The organism is Pseudomonas sp. M5A4_2d, from assembly GCF_053345295.1.
The window spans coordinates 118,661-132,468 of sequence record NZ_JBKEZW010000006.1 but is presented as its reverse complement, the minus strand read 5'-3'; the positions used below and the strand labels follow the sequence as shown (position 1 = coordinate 132,468).

Sequence of the window (13,808 nt, the reverse complement as noted above, 5' to 3'; positions counted from 1 at the left end):
GGCTCATGATAGGCCGGCACCCGTGATAGGATGCCGCGCCTATTTGGAGGATCCATGGCCGAACACGATTTCCGCTTCAGCTTGCTGAGCCCGCAACACACCCTGATCGAATGCCGCGCCCTGGTGCCGGGCCGTTACCAAGTCACTGGCAACGGTGGTTCGATCAAGCATGGCGACATTCTGATTGTCACCCTGCGCGGCAGTAAAACCCTGTCGATGCGCCTGACCGTCGAAGGTGACGCGCGCTATTCCATCCGCCCGGCGGGCCAATGGGTCGCCATGGCCCAGGGGCCGAAATTCGGCGAGCTGGAGATTCACACCTGGAAGGTCAATTGCGACAGCTGCGACAGCGTGCTGGAGTTTGAATTCGCGGTGGAAACCAAGCTGACCAAAGAGCCGCTGCAACCGGCCGCCAACGCGCGCATCAAGGAGTTGGGCTGGGCCAGCGAAGGCGACAAGCACCGCTGCCCGAAATGCCAGCAGGCCGCGCAATGAAAGGCGCGCTTGTGCTCGCCGCCATCGGGGTTGGCCTGACGGGCTGCGCCGGGGATGCAGTGAAGCTTGAGCAGGATCACAGCTACGTAGTGGAATGGATTGGTGAGCGCCCGCTGATGGACTACGCGAACCTGACCGTCACCCTCGGTGCCGATGGCCGCGCCTATGGCAATGGCGGCTGCAACCACTGGTTTGCGCCGTACACCGTCGAGGGCGACAAGCTCAGCTTCGGCAAGATCGGCAGTACCCGCAAACTGTGCGCCGACGCCTTGATGGAGCAGGAACACCGCTTCTTCCAGGCCCTGCAAGGCGTTGAGCGCTGGGACATCTCGCCGATCGAGCAGACGCGCTTCTGGCCTGTCGAAGGCAAGCCCATTCGCCTGTGGCTTGAAGAAGGCTGATAGCCCCCATCCAGATACGGGTGAGGTCTAAATGTGGGAGGGGGCTTGCTCCCGATAGCAGTGGGTCAGTCAACTAATAAGTCGCTGACAGACTGCCATCGGGAGCAAGCCCCCTCCCACATTGGTTTTCTGTTGTTGCTTTAGCCGCGTAAGGCTTTAAGTTTGGCCAGCACCCCTTGCGCCGTCTGCTCACCCATCAACTGTTCACGCACCTTGCCCTTGTCATCAATGATGTAGGTCACGGGCAACGCCTCACTGCGCGGAATATCAAAAATCTCCTCCGGGTTCTGCGCCAGGACGGTGAACTTAATCCCCAGCTTCTCGCTGGCGGCCTTGAGTTCTTCACCCTGTACATTGTCGAAATTGACCCCGAACACACCCACGTTCTGCCCTTTCAATTGCTCGGCCAAGGCATTGAGTTCCGGGATTTCCGTGCGACACGGGCCACACCATTCGGCCCAGTAATTGACCACCACCCATTGCTTGTCCAGGCGTTCGGCCGCCACTTTCTTGCCGTATTGGTCAACGCCGTAATCGTTACCGCAGCCGCTGAGCAGCAGGGTTGTGATGATCGCCAATGCACCGATCAGTCGCCTAGTCATGGGGTAATCCTTCGCAAAAATGAACGTTGGCTGCGACCTATCGCCTCTTACGGTTTAAGGACGGGCCGCAGCGCAGGTAGAATACCCGCCACCTTACGCAAGATGCGACCCGCACATGACCGATCTGACGCTTTATCACAACCCGCGCTGCTCGAAATCCCGCGGAGCGCTCGAACTGCTGGAAGCTCGCGGCCTGAATCCGAGCGTGGTTCGCTACCTCGAAACCCCGCTGAGCGCTGCGCAATTAAAGGCCTTGCTCGGTAAGCTGGGGATCAGCGCGCGCCAACTGCTGCGCACCGGCGAAGAGGAATACAAAGCCCTCAACCTGGCCGACGCCAGTCTCAGCGAAACCCAGTTGATCGCGGCCATCGCCGAGCACCCGAAGCTGATGGAACGCCCGATTCTGGAAACCCGCGGTAAAGCCGTCATTGGCCGTCCGCCGGAAAACGTGCTGGAGATCCTGCCGTGACTGCGCCGTATGTGCTGGTGTTGTATTACAGCCGCAATGGCTCGGTGAGCGAAATGGCCCGTCAGATTGCCCGGGGCATCGAGCAAGGTGGCCTGGAAGCGCGATTACGCACCGTGCCGGCGATCTCCGCCGAATGCGAAGCCGTGGCGCCGAGTATCCCGGACGAAGGCGCGCTGTATGCAAGCCTCGATGATTTGAAAAACTGCTCGGCCCTGGCCCTCGGCAGCCCGACGCGCTTCGGCAACATGGCCGCACCGCTCAAATACTTCCTTGATGGCACCAGCAACCTGTGGCTCACCGGCGCGCTCGTCGGCAAGCCTGCGGGTGTGTTCACTTCCACCGCCAGCCTGCATGGTGGCCAGGAAACCACGCTGATGTCGATGCTGTTGCCGCTGTTGCACCACGGCATGCTGATCACCGGCCTGCCTTATAGCGAACAGGCGCTGCTCGATACCCAGGGCGGCGGCACGCCGTATGGCGCCAGCCATCACGCCGGGCCCGACGGCAAGCGCATGCTCGATCAACACGAAACCACCCTGTGCCGCGCCTTGGGCTTGCGCCTGGCCAACACCGCGATGCTGCTGGAGAACGGCCGTGGCCAGAAAGCCTAAGGTCCTCCCGCCCCAAGACTGGCTGGAACCACGGGTCAAGGTCGCACGGGCGCTGAGCCTGCTGGCGTTTTTTGGCCTGGTGGGTTTGCTGTGCGGGTATTACCTGTTCGTCGCCGACCTGCACGGCGCACGCCCATGGGTAATCCTGCTGATCGAGTTGGTGCCATTGGTGTTATTGGCGCCGGGGATGCTGCTCGGCAGCGCGCGCGGGCATTCATGGATGTGCTTTGTGGTGAACCTGTATTTCATCAAGGGCGCGCTGGCGGCGTATGACCCGAATCGGCAGTGGTTCGGGGTGCTGGAGATGCTGGCGAGCCTGGCGGTGTTTTGTACGGCGCTGTTGTATGTGCGCTGGCGGCATCAACTGAATCGGCGGTTGGCGCTAGCCCAGGGTGCCTGACAGTCAGTCATCGCAGGCAAGCCAGCTCCCACATTTGGAATGCATTTCCCTGTGGGAGCTGGCTTGCCTGCGATAGCCACACGTCGGTCTCAATGATTCACTGTGTAAGCCAGCATCATCGACAACTGGCACATCGGCCGACCACTCTCGGCATGCCATTGGTTGAACGCGCCCTGCACCGTCGCCAGATCACGCAGGCTGGTCGGGGCCTTGTCGACGATCTTCTGCGCGTTCAAGGCCGCTACCACGTCATCGCTCGGCACAAATGTGTCCTTGCCTACCATGCGCAGGAAGCGCGGCGCCGACAGCCCGCCCAACTGATGGCCATGCTTGCTCAGGTACTTCCATAAACCGACGATATCGGTCACCGGCCAGTCGGCGATAAACGCGCCGAAACTGCCCTTTTCCTGCTCGATATCCAGAATCATCTGCGCATTGCGCGGCACACTTTTGAGCTTGCCCAGGTGACGGATGATGCGGGTGTCCTGCATCAAGCGCTCCAGGTGCTCAGCGCCCATCAGCACGACTTTTTCCGGGTCGAAACCGAAGAACACTTGCTCGAACGCCGGCCATTTACCGTCCACCACACTGTGCTTGAGCCCGGCGCGAAACACCCGCAACGCGAGGGTCGACAGGTAACGGTCATCACTGATCTTGCGCAATTGCGCCGGGGTCTTGGGTACAGGCAGATGGGCTTCCAACTCGGCCGCCGAACCGAAGCGGTTCAGACAATATTCGTGCAGCCACTTGTAATCGCGCATGCCCTCTCCTGGCAATTGAATTGAAAACGGCGCCCGCAAGCGCCGTCTTTCAGAGCGTTGAAAGGTGTCAGAGGTTCACAACATTGACGAAGCGCGAAGCGGCGGTCTCATCAATTTTCAGGCGGGTGAAGTCGAACAGGTTGCGGTCGGCCAATTGGGACGGCTGCACATTCTGCAGGCTGCGGAAGATGCTTTCGGTGCGCCCGGGAGTCTTGCGCTCCCAATCCACGAGCATTTCCTTGACCACCTGGCGTTGCAGGTTTTCCTGGGAGCCACACAGGTTGCACGGGATGATCGGGAATTGCTTGAAGTCGGAGTAAGCCTGGATGTCCTTCTCGTTGCAATACGCCAGCGGGCGGATCACCACGTTGCGCCCATCATCGGCGCGCAGCTTGGGCGGCATGGCCTTGAGGGAGCCGTTGAAGAACATATTGAGGAAGAATGTCTCGACGATGTCATCGCGGTGATGACCGAGGGCCATCTTGGTCGCGCCGATTTCATCGGCAAAGGTGTAGAGCGTGCCACGGCGCAGGCGCGAGCACAGCGAACAGGTGGTTTTGCCTTCCGGGATCAGTTCCTTGACCACCGAATAGGTGTCTTTCTCGACGATGTGGTACTCGACGCCCAGCGCTTTCAAGTAGGCCGGCAATACGTGTTCGGGGAAGCCCGGTTGTTTCTGGTCCATGTTGACGGCGACGATCTCGAACTTGATCGGTGCGACCTTCTGCAGGTGCAGCAGCACGTCAAGCAGGGTGTAGCTGTCTTTGCCGCCGGAGAGGCAGACCATGACCTTGTCGCCCTCCTCGATCATGTTGAAATCGGCAACCGCTTCACCGGCCAGGCGACGCAGGCGTTTTTGCAGTTTGTTCTGGTTGACCGTAAGAGTGCCCATGGCGCTTGGATCCGCGAGAGGTGTGTGACGAAAAGCGCGGTATTTTAGCGGTAAGGACGCCCAAGATCCATTTCTGATCGAGGGGGTTTGACAGACCTCGCCGCGATTAGGGCTAGTGTTTACAGCGCAATTTACTCTAAAGCCCTACAGTTTTTCCGGTCATGACTTCCTATACTGCGACTTGAGGTCGCACAACTATCCAGGACCTTTGAGGCCATTTGGCCCGTGGGCGCTCCGATGGGGGGCGATGGTAACAACGACAGGAGTGACTGGCATGATCCATCACGTCGTGGGGCTGTTTACCCATCCCGACCAGGAATGGCGGGAAATTCGTGGCGATAAGGAAGAAAGTATCGGCCACATGTACCTCACTCATACCTTGATTCTCGCGGCGATCCCCGCCGTCTCCGCCTTCATCGGCACCACCCGCGTCGGCTGGGTGATTGGCAGCCGGTCCCCGGTCATGCTGACTCAGGAAAGCGCGCTGTGGATGACCATCATGTCGTATGCGGCCATGCTCGGCGGCGTGGCGGTGATGGGCGCGTTCATTCACTGGATGGCCCGTACCTATGACGCCAGCCCCAGCATGGCGCGGTGTGTAGCGTTTGCCACGTACACTGCGACACCGCTGTTTATCGGCGGGCTGGCGGCGCTTTACCCGCACATGTGGCTGGGAATGGTCGTGGGTACAGCGGCGATTTGCTACACGGTGTACCTGCTGTATGTCGGGCTGCCGACCTTTATGAGCATCGACCCGGACGAGGGCTTCCTGTTTTCCAGCTCGGTGCTGGCCGTGGGCCTGGTGGTGCTGGTGGCGATCATGGCGTTTACCGTGATCGTCTGGGGCTTGGGCGTGGGCCCGATCTATACCAATTAGGCTGATAAAAACCTGGGCAAGGCCACCGCAAGGTGGCTTTGTGCGTTATGCATGACCATTCGGCGCCTGACAGATTCGGAAACACCTGCTTTTGCGGCATACTGGACGTCTCTGGAGATATGTACAGCATGCCCGAGCAACTCAATACCCGCGTCGAAGATTGTTTCCTGCAAGCCGAATCCTTTTTCAAACGAAGCTTCAAACGCCCCCAGGTCAGCCTCAAGCTGCGGGGCCAGAAAGCCGGTGTCGCGCATTTGCACGAGAACCTGCTGCGCTTCAACCCACAGTTGTACCGCGAAAACAGCCAGCACTTCCTTAAACAGACCGTGGCCCATGAAGTGGCGCACCTGATTGCCCATCAATTGTTTGGCGAGCGCATCCAGCCCCATGGCGAGGAATGGCAATTGATCATGCGCGGGGTTTACGAGCTGCCGCCGGATCGCTGCCACACCTATGCAATCAAGCGTCGACAAGTGACCCGCTATATCTACCGCTGCCCGTGTGCCGACAGCGACTTCCCGTTCTCGGCCCAGCGGCATGGGTTGGTGAATCAGGGCCGGCGTTATTTGTGTCGGCGGTGCCGGCATACCTTGGTGTACACCGGGGAAACGCGGGTGGAGTGAGGGGTGGTGTCAGTGATTGCCCCATCGCAGGCAAGCCAGCGCCCACACTTTGACCGCGCCGCCTATCAAATGTGGGAGCTGGCTTGCCTGCGATAGCATCCGTGCAGGCACTACCCAACCACCTTGGCCCGCCGCAAGGCGTCTATCCTCTGAGCACTGAAGCCTAACTCGGCGAGCACTTCATCACTGTGCGCCCCCACAGCCGCCCCAATATGCCGAGGCTGCGGCAACCCCTCGGAAAACTTCAACGGACAGGCCATTTGCGCCTGGGTCGAGCCATCACCGCGTGGCACCTGGCTGACCAATTGCCGCGCCTTCAAGTGTGGATGCTCCACAGCCTCACTCAACGTCAGTACCGGCTCCACACACGCATCCACCCCGGCAAACAGCTCGCACAGCTCGTCAAAGCTGCGTTTCTCAAACTCGACCTGCAATGCCAGCTTCAGTGCTTTTTGCTGCTCCGGCTTGGGAGACAGGCCTTGTGCCGCCAACTCCGGCCGCCCCAATGCCGCGCACAATGCCTGCATAAACGCGGGCTCCAGGCTGCCGACCGACATCCAGCGCCCATCGCGGGACCGGTAATAATCGTAGAAACTGCCGCCGTTCAGCACATGCGTCTCCCAACCCGGCTCCACGCCACAGGCCAGATACCCAGCGCCGGCCATCGCGTTCAAGCTGAACGAGCAATCGGTCATGCTCACATCCAGGTATTGGCCGACACCGCTCTGTTGCCGGGCAATCACCGCTGCGAGCAAACCGACCACCGCATGCAGCGAACCACCGCCCACATCCGCCAATTGCACGCCAAGCGGCAACGGCCCGCTGTCTTGGCGGCCGGTGTAACTGGCGACGCCGGCCAGCGCCAGGTAGTTGATATCGTGCCCTGCACGGTCTTTGTAAGGGCCGGTCTGGCCATAGCCGGTGATCGAAACATAAATCAGCTTGGGGTTGATCGCCTTCAACGCCTCATAACCCAGGCCCAGACGCTCCATCACCCCAGGCCGGAATTGCTCAAGGACGATGTCGTAGTCTTTGACCAGTTCGCGCACGATCTCCAGCGCCTCGACCTGCTTGAGATCCAGCGCCAGACTGCGCTTATTGCGATTGAGGTAGGCATGGCTCGCCGAGGTGCCGTGGTCATGGGGTGGCAAGACCCGCAACAGATCCATGCGCGTGGGCGATTCGATGCGCAATACCTCAGCGCCCATGTCCGCCAGCATCAAGGACGCGAACGGGCCCGGCAGCAAGGTGGAAAAATCCAGCACTTTGAGCGATGCCAAGGGACCTGACATGGAGACTCCATTTGGGGTTTCGAATGCCCACAGCGTAGGCAGCCTTGAGCCTGGCGGCAATCGTCAGAACAATCACCGCGAGTGACCGTTTTGATCACGGCGGGCTTTTTCGCGGCGGCGGCTTTATGATTGGCTTACGTTTGCTTGCAGAGTGTTCCATGAAGTTTGCGATTGCTTTGTTTTCCGCCGCCCATGCGCCCTCCTCGCGCCGCGCCTTGCTGTTCGCACAGGCAGCGCTTGCCGGCGGGCACGAAATTGTGCGGCTGTTTTTTTATCAGGACGGGGTGTACAGCGCCTCCACTAACATCGTTGCGCCCCAGGATGAGCAAGACATCGCCCGGCAATGGCGCGAGTTCGTCAGCGCGCACCAGCTCGACGGCGTGGTGTGCATCGCCGCTGCCTTGCGCCGTGGCGTGTTGAATAAGGAAGAAGCCACGCGCTATCAACGCAGCGCAGTGAACCTCGACGCGCCCTGGGCGCTGTCGGGCCTTGGGCAGCTGCATGACGCCACCCAGGCCGCTGACCGCCTGATTTGCTTTGGAGGGCCATGACATGTCCAAATCCTTATTGGTGATCAGCCGCCAGGCACCGTGGTCGGGGCCCAGCGCGCGCGAAGCGCTGGATATCGTGCTGGCCGGCGGTGCATTTGATCTGCCGATCGGCCTGCTGTTTATGGATGACGGGGTGTTTCAGCTGGCGCCACACCAGGACGCCAAGGCCGTGCAGCAAAAAGACCTCGGCGCCAACTTGCAGGCGTTGGGCCTGTTCGGTATCGATGACGTGTTCGCCTGCAGCCACAGCCTGGCCGAGCGCGGGCTCGCGCCCCCCGCCAGTGCTCAAGCGCTGGGCAGCGAACAGATTTCCCAACTGATTGACCGTTACGACCAGGTGATTACCCTCTGATGTCGACTTTACATGTGGTGTCCCACTCCCCGTTTACCGATAGCCGCCTCGCCAGTTGCCTGCGCGTTTGCGGCCCCGAGGACGCGATCCTGCTGTGCGGCGATGGCGCCTACGGGCTGCACAATCCGGCCCTGCAGACCAAGGGTGTGAAGGTCTTTGTGCTGGCCGAAGACATGCAGGCGCGCAACCTGCCCCTGCCAGACTGGGCCGACAGCGTGGACTATCCAGGTTTCGTGCAGTTGTCGATCGACTACGACAAGGTCAACACCTGGCTATGAACACCCTGACCGTAGGTTCGCGCACCCTCGAACTGGACAAGGACGGCTATCTCGTCGACCTGAGTCAATGGTCCACCGACGTGGCCAACGCCCTTGCCGCCGCCGAACCCCTGGAGTTGACCGCGGACCATTGGGAAATCCTCGAACTGCTGCGTGGCTTCTACGCCGAATTCCAGTTGTCCCCCGCCACGCGCCCGCTGATCAAGTACACCGCCTTGAAGCTGGGCCCGGAAAAGGGCAACAGCCTGCACCTCAACAAACTGTTCAACGGCACTCCCGCCAAACTCGCCGCCAAGCTGGCGGGCCTGCCCAGGCCGACGAATTGCTTATGACCGACTTTGCCCCGCTGACCCTTGAAACCCCTGCCGAACACCCGTTTGCGCAGTTCGTGCGCATCCTGGGCAAAGGCAAGCGCGGCGCGCGCAACCTCACCCGCGAAGAAGCCCGTGAGGCCATGGGCATGCTGCTCGACGAAAAAGTCGAAGACACCCAGCTCGGCGCCTTCCTGATGTTGCTACGGCACAAGGAAGAAAGCCCGGAAGAACTCGCCGGATTCACCGAAGCGGTACGCGAACGCCTGAATGCGCCGGCGCTGAACGTGGATATCGACTGGCCCACCTACGCCGGGAAAAAACGCCACCTGCCGTGGTATTTGCTGGCGGCCAAATGCCTGGCGCAGAACGGCGTGCGCATCCTGATGCACGGCGGCGGCGCTCACACCGCTGGCCGGTTGTACACCGAGCAATTGCTGGAAGGCCTGCACATCCCGCTGTGCCGCAATTGGCAGCAGGTTGAAAGCGCGTTCGAACACGGCAACCTGGCGTTTATCCCGCTGGGTGACTGGGCGCCGCAACTGCAACGCATGATTGATCTGCGTAACACCCTGGGCCTGCGCTCGCCGATCCATTCCCTGGCGCGCCTGCTCAACCCGCTGAATGCACGCTGCGGCCTGCAAAGTATTTTCCACCCCGGTTACCAGGGCGTGCACCGTGACGCCAGCGGCCTGCTCGGCGACAACGTGATTGTGGTCAAGGGTGACGGCGGCGAGGTCGAGATCAACCCCGACACCCTGAGCCACCTCTACGGCACCACCGGCGGCGAAAGCTGGGACGAAGAGTGGCCCGCCCTCTCCGCTCAGCGCCACGTCAAACCCGCGACCCTGGAGCCCGAGCAGTTGAAAGCGCTGTGGCGCGGCGATGTCGAGGACAGCTATCCGCAACTGGCCCTGATCGCCACCATGGCCCTGGCCTTGCGCGGCCTCGGCCACCCACGGGTGCAAGCCTTCGAACTCGCCCAGCAATACTGGGACGCGCGGGACAAATCGATTTAATCGATCATTTGCCCGCAGTCTTTGCGCTTTTAGTTCGAACTCATCCCTTTAGACTGGGCTCCAACGCTTATTAGCCAAGGAGCCAGTCATGGGTTTGCTGATCGAAGGACATTGGAAAGACCAGTGGTACGAAAGTAGTGCAGACGGCGCTTTCCAGCGCGAGCAGGCGCAACGGCGTAACTGGGTGACAACCGACGGCGAGCCTGGCCCCAGTGGCGACGGCGGCTTCCAGGCGCAGGCCGGTCGCTATCATCTGTATGTTTCCCTCGCCTGCCCGTGGGCCCACCGCACCTTGATCCTGCGCAAGCTCAAAGGCCTGGAAAGCTTGATCGACGTTTCCGTCGTCAGTTGGCTGATGCTGGAAAACGGCTGGACCTTCGACAAGGCCCATGGCTCCAGCGGCGACAAACTCGATGACTTCCAATTCATGCACCAGCGCTACACCGCTGACACCGCCAACTACACCGGCCGCGTCACCGTACCGGTGCTGTGGGACAAAAAGCTCAAGCGCATCGTGAGCAATGAATCCGCGGAGATCATCCGCATGTTTAACAGCGCCTTCAACGAACTGACCGGCAACACGCTGGACTTCTACCCCGAGGCGCTACGCCCGAGCATCGACGCGCTGAACGAACGCATCTACCCAGCCGTGAACAATGGCGTGTACCGCGCAGGCTTCGCCACCTCGCAGAAGGCCTATGAAAGCGCGTTTGATGATGTGTTTGCCGAGCTGGATCACCTGGAGCAGCACTTGGACGCGCACCGTTACCTGGCCGGTGAATACCTGACCGAAGCCGATGTGCGGCTGTTCACCACGCTGATTCGTTTTGATGCGGTGTATTACAGCCACTTCAAATGCAACCTGCGGCGGATTGCCGATTATCCGAACTTGTCGAACTGGCTGAGGGAGATGTATCAGTGGCCGGGCGTGGCCGAGACGGTGGATTTTGCGCACATCAAGGGGCATTACTATGCGAGCCATCGGACGATCAATCCGACGGGGATTGTGCCGAAGGGGCCGTTGCAAACCTTTGATGCCGGGCATGACAGGAAGCGGCTAAGTGGCAAAGGCGTCCAGGGCTGATCCGAATCATTGGCTGTGTTTGAAGGCCTCATCGGGGGCAAGCCCCCTCCCACATTTGGATCTGTGCACACAGGCCAATGTGGGAGCGGGCTTGCCCGCGATGCTTTTAAGGCTCAGACCTGGGACTGCGCGCCCTCAAACCACTTCAGCTTCTCGCGCAACACCACCACTTCACCGACGATGACCAAGGTCGGCGCATGCACTTCATGCTCCGCCACCATGCGCGGCAAGTCCGCCAGGGTGCCGGTAAACACGCGCTGATTGGACGTGGTGCCCTGCTGGATCAACGCCGCCGGGGTATCCGCTGCGCGACCGTGCTTGATCAGTTGTTCACAGATGATCGGCAAGCCAATCAAACCCATGTAGAACACCAGGGTCTGCGACGGCCCCACCAGATCCTGCCAAGGCAGGTCTGACGTCCCGTTCTTCAAATGCCCGGTGATAAAACGTACCGACTGGGCATAGTCACGGTGCGTCAGCGGAATCCCGGCATAGGCCGCGCAACCACTGGCGGCAGTGATTCCCGGCACTACCTGGAACGGAATGCCATGGGCCGCCAATTCCTCGATCTCTTCGCCACCACGGCCAAAGATGAACGGATCGCCACCTTTTAGACGCAGCACACGCTTGCCTTGCTTGGCCAGATCCACCAATTGCTGGTTGATCTGGTCTTGCGGCACGGCATGATCGGCGCGACGCTTGCCGACGTAAATACGCTCGGCATCCCGGCGGCACAGTTCAAGAATCGCCGGAGCAACCAAACGGTCATACAGCACCACGTCGGCTTGCTGCATCAGGCGCAGGGCGCGGAAGGTCAGCAGGTCCGGATCACCCGGGCCTGCGCCCACCAAATAGACTTCACCTGGCGCGTACGGTGGCGCGCCGTTAACCTTCTCGATCAACAAGCGCTCAGCTTCAGCACCCTGCCCGGCCAACTGACGGTCGGCGATCGGGCCTTGGAAAACCTCTTCCCAAAACGCACGACGCTGCTGAACGTCCGGGTACAAGCCTTTGACCTGGGCACGAAAACGCGCCGCCAACCCGGCCAACTGGCCGTAAGTGGAAGGAATCCAGGTTTCCAGCTTGGCCCGGATCAAGCGCGCCAGCACCGGCGCATCGCCGCCGCTGGACACGGCAATCACCAGGGGCGAACGGTCGACAATTGCCGGGAAGATCACGCTGCACAAGGCTGGCGCGTCCACCACATTGACCGGCACGCAGCGACGCTTGGCATCACTGGACACTTGCGCGTTCAGCGGCTCGTCGTCAGTCGCGGCGATAATCAGGGTGCAACCCTCAAGGTCGGGCTCCTGATAACCGCGTAAAATCAGTTCCCCGCCACTGCCCAGTACCAGTTCACGCAACTGGTCTTCGATCTGGGGAGCAACCACCCGCAGCAACGCACCGGCGTCGGCCAGCAGCCGGGATTTGCGCAACGCAATCTCCCCGCCACCGACGACCAACACACGACTGCCGCGCAGGTTATGAAACAGCGGCAGAAATTCCATTTAGCCGATGACCTCAACGCCCGCCATGTAAGGCTTGAGCACCTCAGGTACACGGATCGAACCGTCAGCCTGCTGGTAGTTTTCCAGCACGGCTACCAGGGTGCGGCCTACCGCCAGGCCCGAACCGTTGAGGGTGTGCACCAGTTCCGGCTTGCCGGTTTCCGGGTTACGGAAACGCGCCTGCATGCGACGCGCCTGGAAATCACCGCAGTTGGAGCACGACGAAATTTCGCGGTATTTGTCCTGGCTCGGCACCCACACTTCAAGGTCGTAGGTCTTCACGGCGCTGAAGCCCATGTCGCCGGTGCACAGCGCCAACACGCGGTAAGGCAGCTCAAGCAGTTGCAGGACGCGCTCGGCGTTGGCGGTCAGGCCTTCCAGGGCTTCCATGGAGGTCGATGGCTCAACCACTTGCACCATCTCGACCTTGTCGAATTGGTGCTGGCGGATCATGCCGCGGGTGTCGCGCCCCGACGCGCCGGCTTCACTGCGGAAGCATGGGCTGTGGGCGACGAACTTGATCGGCAGCTGCTTGGCGTCGAGGATCTCGCCGGCCACAATGTTGGTCAGCGACACTTCGGCCGTCGGGATCAGGTACAGATCGGCTTCGCCATCGCGGCTGATCTTGAACAGGTCTTCTTCGAATTTCGGCAACTGGCTGGTACCCATCAGCGCCGGTGCCTGCACCAGGTACGGGGTGTAGGCTTCTTCGTAGCCGTGTTCGCCGGTGTGCAGGTTGATCATGAACTGCGCCAGGGCACGGTGCATCCGTGCAATTGGACCGCGCAGCAAGGCAAAGCGCGCGCCGGACATCTTGGCGGCGGTTTCGAAATCCAGGCCACCGGTCAATTCGCCCAGGGCGACGTGATCCTTGATCTCGAAATCAAAGGCTTTTGGCGTGCCCCAGCGGCGCACTTCGACGTTGCCGTCTTCGTCTTCGCCAACCGGTACCGACTCGTGCGGCAGGTTGGGAATGCCCAGCAGGATCGAGTCCAGCTCGCTCTGAATGCCTTCCAGCTCGACTTTGCCGTCGGACAGCTCGGTGCCCATGCGCTCGACGTCCGCCATCAACGGCGCAATGTCTTCGCCGCGCTGCTTGGCCTGACCGATGGATTTGGAACGCGCATTACGCTCAGCCTGCAGTGCTTCGGTGCGGGTCTGGACGGTCTTGCGCTGTTCTTCCAGCGCTTCGATGCGCGCAACATCCAAGGCAAAGCCACGGGATGCCAGGCGGTCCGCTACGTCCTGAAGGTTGCTACGTAACAGTTTGGAATCGAGCATG

19 protein-coding genes are annotated in these 13,808 nt (G+C 60.8%); 13 read left to right on the top strand and 6 right to left on the bottom strand.

What is annotated here, in order from left to right; genetic code table 11:
* The first annotated feature begins 54 nt into the window (after positions 1-54).
* On the top strand, positions 55-495 hold the full coding sequence (locus ACLBW8_RS15910) for a hypothetical protein (RefSeq protein WP_053256805.1): 441 nt from the start codon (positions 55-57) through the stop codon (positions 493-495).
* A complete protein-coding gene (locus ACLBW8_RS15905) occupies positions 492-896 on the top strand; it encodes an META domain-containing protein (RefSeq protein ID WP_447805787.1) in 405 nt (134 codons plus the stop codon). The genes ACLBW8_RS15910 and ACLBW8_RS15905 overlap by 4 nt, the downstream gene beginning before the upstream one ends.
* Positions 897-1,036: 140 nt before the next feature.
* Here the strand turns inward: ACLBW8_RS15905 and ACLBW8_RS15900 are convergent, their stop codons facing one another.
* Complete coding sequence (locus ACLBW8_RS15900; protein ID WP_053256807.1) at positions 1,037-1,498, bottom strand: TlpA disulfide reductase family protein; 462 nt, start codon at positions 1,496-1,498, stop codon at positions 1,037-1,039.
* A gap of 115 nt (positions 1,499-1,613) precedes the next feature.
* Between ACLBW8_RS15900 and arsC the strand changes: the two genes are divergently transcribed.
* The 3 genes from arsC to ACLBW8_RS15885 are packed head-to-tail and all read left to right on the top strand — an operon-like array spanning position 1,614 to position 2,978.
* A complete protein-coding gene (arsC, locus tag ACLBW8_RS15895; protein ID WP_447805786.1) occupies positions 1,614-1,967 on the top strand; it encodes an arsenate reductase (glutaredoxin) in 354 nt (117 codons plus the stop codon).
* Complete coding sequence (gene wrbA, locus ACLBW8_RS15890) at positions 1,964-2,578, top strand: NAD(P)H:quinone oxidoreductase (protein WP_064452875.1); 615 nt, start codon at positions 1,964-1,966, stop codon at positions 2,576-2,578. The genes arsC and wrbA overlap by 4 nt, the downstream gene beginning before the upstream one ends.
* Positions 2,562-2,978, top strand: a complete 417-nt coding sequence (locus tag ACLBW8_RS15885) for a DUF2069 domain-containing protein (RefSeq protein ID WP_447805785.1) — start codon at positions 2,562-2,564, stop codon at positions 2,976-2,978. The genes wrbA and ACLBW8_RS15885 overlap by 17 nt, the downstream gene beginning before the upstream one ends.
* Positions 2,979-3,067: 89 nt before the next feature.
* Here ACLBW8_RS15885 and ACLBW8_RS15880 read toward each other — a convergent pair whose 3' ends face one another.
* Complete coding sequence (locus ACLBW8_RS15880) at positions 3,068-3,739, bottom strand: DNA-3-methyladenine glycosylase I (protein WP_064452877.1); 672 nt, start codon at positions 3,737-3,739, stop codon at positions 3,068-3,070.
* Positions 3,740-3,806: 67 nt separating this feature from the next.
* Positions 3,807-4,631, bottom strand: a complete 825-nt coding sequence (gene ttcA, locus ACLBW8_RS15875) for a tRNA 2-thiocytidine(32) synthetase TtcA (protein WP_128588005.1) — start codon at positions 4,629-4,631, stop codon at positions 3,807-3,809.
* 274 nt (positions 4,632-4,905) lie between these two features.
* Here ttcA and ACLBW8_RS15870 point away from each other — a divergent pair, with 274 nt between their 5' ends.
* Both ACLBW8_RS15870 and ACLBW8_RS15865 read left to right on the top strand, forming a co-directional pair.
* Entirely contained in the window at positions 4,906-5,508 is a 603-nt protein-coding gene (locus ACLBW8_RS15870) for a Yip1 family protein (protein WP_064452879.1), read from the top strand.
* 128 nt (positions 5,509-5,636) lie between these two features.
* Positions 5,637-6,131 carry a SprT family zinc-dependent metalloprotease gene (locus ACLBW8_RS15865; protein ID WP_064454959.1) on the top strand — a complete coding sequence of 165 codons (495 nt, stop codon included), beginning with the start codon at positions 5,637-5,639 and terminating at the stop codon, positions 6,129-6,131.
* Between the two features lie 110 nt (positions 6,132-6,241).
* Here ACLBW8_RS15865 and ACLBW8_RS15860 read toward each other — a convergent pair whose 3' ends face one another.
* Positions 6,242-7,423, bottom strand: a complete 1,182-nt coding sequence (locus ACLBW8_RS15860) for a CaiB/BaiF CoA transferase family protein (RefSeq protein WP_447805784.1) — start codon at positions 7,421-7,423, stop codon at positions 6,242-6,244.
* A 158-nt stretch (positions 7,424-7,581) separates the two neighbouring features.
* Here ACLBW8_RS15860 and tusD point away from each other — a divergent pair, with 158 nt between their 5' ends.
* The 6 genes from tusD to ACLBW8_RS15830 all read left to right on the top strand — a co-directional run bounded on the left by tusD (position 7,582) and on the right by ACLBW8_RS15830 (position 11,018).
* Positions 7,582-7,974 (top strand): sulfurtransferase complex subunit TusD, encoded by a 393-nt coding sequence (tusD, locus tag ACLBW8_RS15855; protein WP_447805783.1) that lies wholly within the window; start codon positions 7,582-7,584, stop codon positions 7,972-7,974.
* Position 7,975: 1 nt separating this feature from the next.
* On the top strand, positions 7,976-8,326 hold the full coding sequence (tusC, locus tag ACLBW8_RS15850; RefSeq protein WP_064452881.1) for a sulfurtransferase complex subunit TusC: 351 nt from the start codon (positions 7,976-7,978) through the stop codon (positions 8,324-8,326).
* A complete protein-coding gene (gene tusB, locus ACLBW8_RS15845) occupies positions 8,326-8,604 on the top strand; it encodes a sulfurtransferase complex subunit TusB (RefSeq protein ID WP_064452882.1) in 279 nt (92 codons plus the stop codon). Before tusC ends, tusB begins: the two co-directional genes overlap by 1 nt.
* On the top strand, positions 8,601-8,936 hold the full coding sequence (locus ACLBW8_RS15840; protein WP_064452883.1) for a TusE/DsrC/DsvC family sulfur relay protein: 336 nt from the start codon (positions 8,601-8,603) through the stop codon (positions 8,934-8,936). Before tusB ends, ACLBW8_RS15840 begins: the two co-directional genes overlap by 4 nt.
* Positions 8,933-9,934, top strand: coding sequence for a glycosyl transferase family protein (locus ACLBW8_RS15835; RefSeq protein WP_432750727.1), 1,002 nt, complete (start codon positions 8,933-8,935; stop codon positions 9,932-9,934). Before ACLBW8_RS15840 ends, ACLBW8_RS15835 begins: the two co-directional genes overlap by 4 nt.
* A gap of 88 nt (positions 9,935-10,022) precedes the next feature.
* Positions 10,023-11,018: a glutathione S-transferase family protein gene (locus tag ACLBW8_RS15830; RefSeq protein WP_447805782.1), complete on the top strand. Its 996-nt coding sequence runs from the start codon at positions 10,023-10,025 to the stop codon at positions 11,016-11,018.
* 113 nt (positions 11,019-11,131) lie between these two features.
* On the opposite strand, the gene cysG is transcribed toward ACLBW8_RS15830, so the two are convergent.
* Positions 11,132-12,526: a siroheme synthase CysG gene (gene cysG, locus ACLBW8_RS15825; RefSeq protein WP_128587991.1), complete on the bottom strand. Its 1,395-nt coding sequence runs from the start codon at positions 12,524-12,526 to the stop codon at positions 11,132-11,134.
* The gene (gene serS, locus ACLBW8_RS15820) at positions 12,527-13,807 is read right to left on the bottom strand and encodes a serine--tRNA ligase (protein ID WP_447805781.1); all 1,281 of its coding nucleotides are present in this window, start codon (positions 13,805-13,807) and stop codon (positions 12,527-12,529) included.
* Between the last annotated feature and the right edge of the window lies 1 nt (position 13,808).

Bases quoted from the DNA above. Each gene is read 5' to 3' on its own strand.
- ACLBW8_RS15860 (WP_447805784.1), bottom strand. From the start codon at position 7,423: ATGTCAGGTCCCTTGGCATCGCTCAAAGTGCTGGATTTTTCCACCTTG.
- tusD (WP_447805783.1), top strand. From the start codon at position 7,582: ATGAAGTTTGCGATTGCTTTGTTTTCCGCCGCCCATGCGCCCTCCTCG.
- tusC (WP_064452881.1), top strand. From the start codon at position 7,976: ATGTCCAAATCCTTATTGGTGATCAGCCGCCAGGCACCGTGGTCGGGG.
- arsC (WP_447805786.1), top strand. From the start codon at position 1,614: ATGACCGATCTGACGCTTTATCACAACCCGCGCTGCTCGAAATCCCGC.
- ACLBW8_RS15910 (WP_053256805.1), top strand. From the start codon at position 55: ATGGCCGAACACGATTTCCGCTTCAGCTTGCTGAGCCCGCAACACACC.
- ACLBW8_RS15905 (WP_447805787.1), top strand. From the start codon at position 492: ATGAAAGGCGCGCTTGTGCTCGCCGCCATCGGGGTTGGCCTGACGGGC.
- ttcA (WP_128588005.1), bottom strand. From the start codon at position 4,631: ATGGGCACTCTTACGGTCAACCAGAACAAACTGCAAAAACGCCTGCGT.
- ACLBW8_RS15865 (WP_064454959.1), top strand. From the start codon at position 5,637: ATGCCCGAGCAACTCAATACCCGCGTCGAAGATTGTTTCCTGCAAGCC.
- cysG (WP_128587991.1), bottom strand. From the start codon at position 12,526: ATGGAATTTCTGCCGCTGTTTCATAACCTGCGCGGCAGTCGTGTGTTG.
- ACLBW8_RS15880 (WP_064452877.1), bottom strand. From the start codon at position 3,739: ATGCGCGATTACAAGTGGCTGCACGAATATTGTCTGAACCGCTTCGGT.
- ACLBW8_RS15835 (WP_432750727.1), top strand. From the start codon at position 8,933: ATGACCGACTTTGCCCCGCTGACCCTTGAAACCCCTGCCGAACACCCG.
- serS (WP_447805781.1), bottom strand. From the start codon at position 13,807: ATGCTCGATTCCAAACTGTTACGTAGCAACCTTCAGGACGTAGCGGAC.
- tusB (WP_064452882.1), top strand. From the start codon at position 8,326: ATGTCGACTTTACATGTGGTGTCCCACTCCCCGTTTACCGATAGCCGC.
- ACLBW8_RS15830 (WP_447805782.1), top strand. From the start codon at position 10,023: ATGGGTTTGCTGATCGAAGGACATTGGAAAGACCAGTGGTACGAAAGT.
- ACLBW8_RS15870 (WP_064452879.1), top strand. From the start codon at position 4,906: ATGATCCATCACGTCGTGGGGCTGTTTACCCATCCCGACCAGGAATGG.
- ACLBW8_RS15900 (WP_053256807.1), bottom strand. From the start codon at position 1,498: ATGACTAGGCGACTGATCGGTGCATTGGCGATCATCACAACCCTGCTG.
- ACLBW8_RS15840 (WP_064452883.1), top strand. From the start codon at position 8,601: ATGAACACCCTGACCGTAGGTTCGCGCACCCTCGAACTGGACAAGGAC.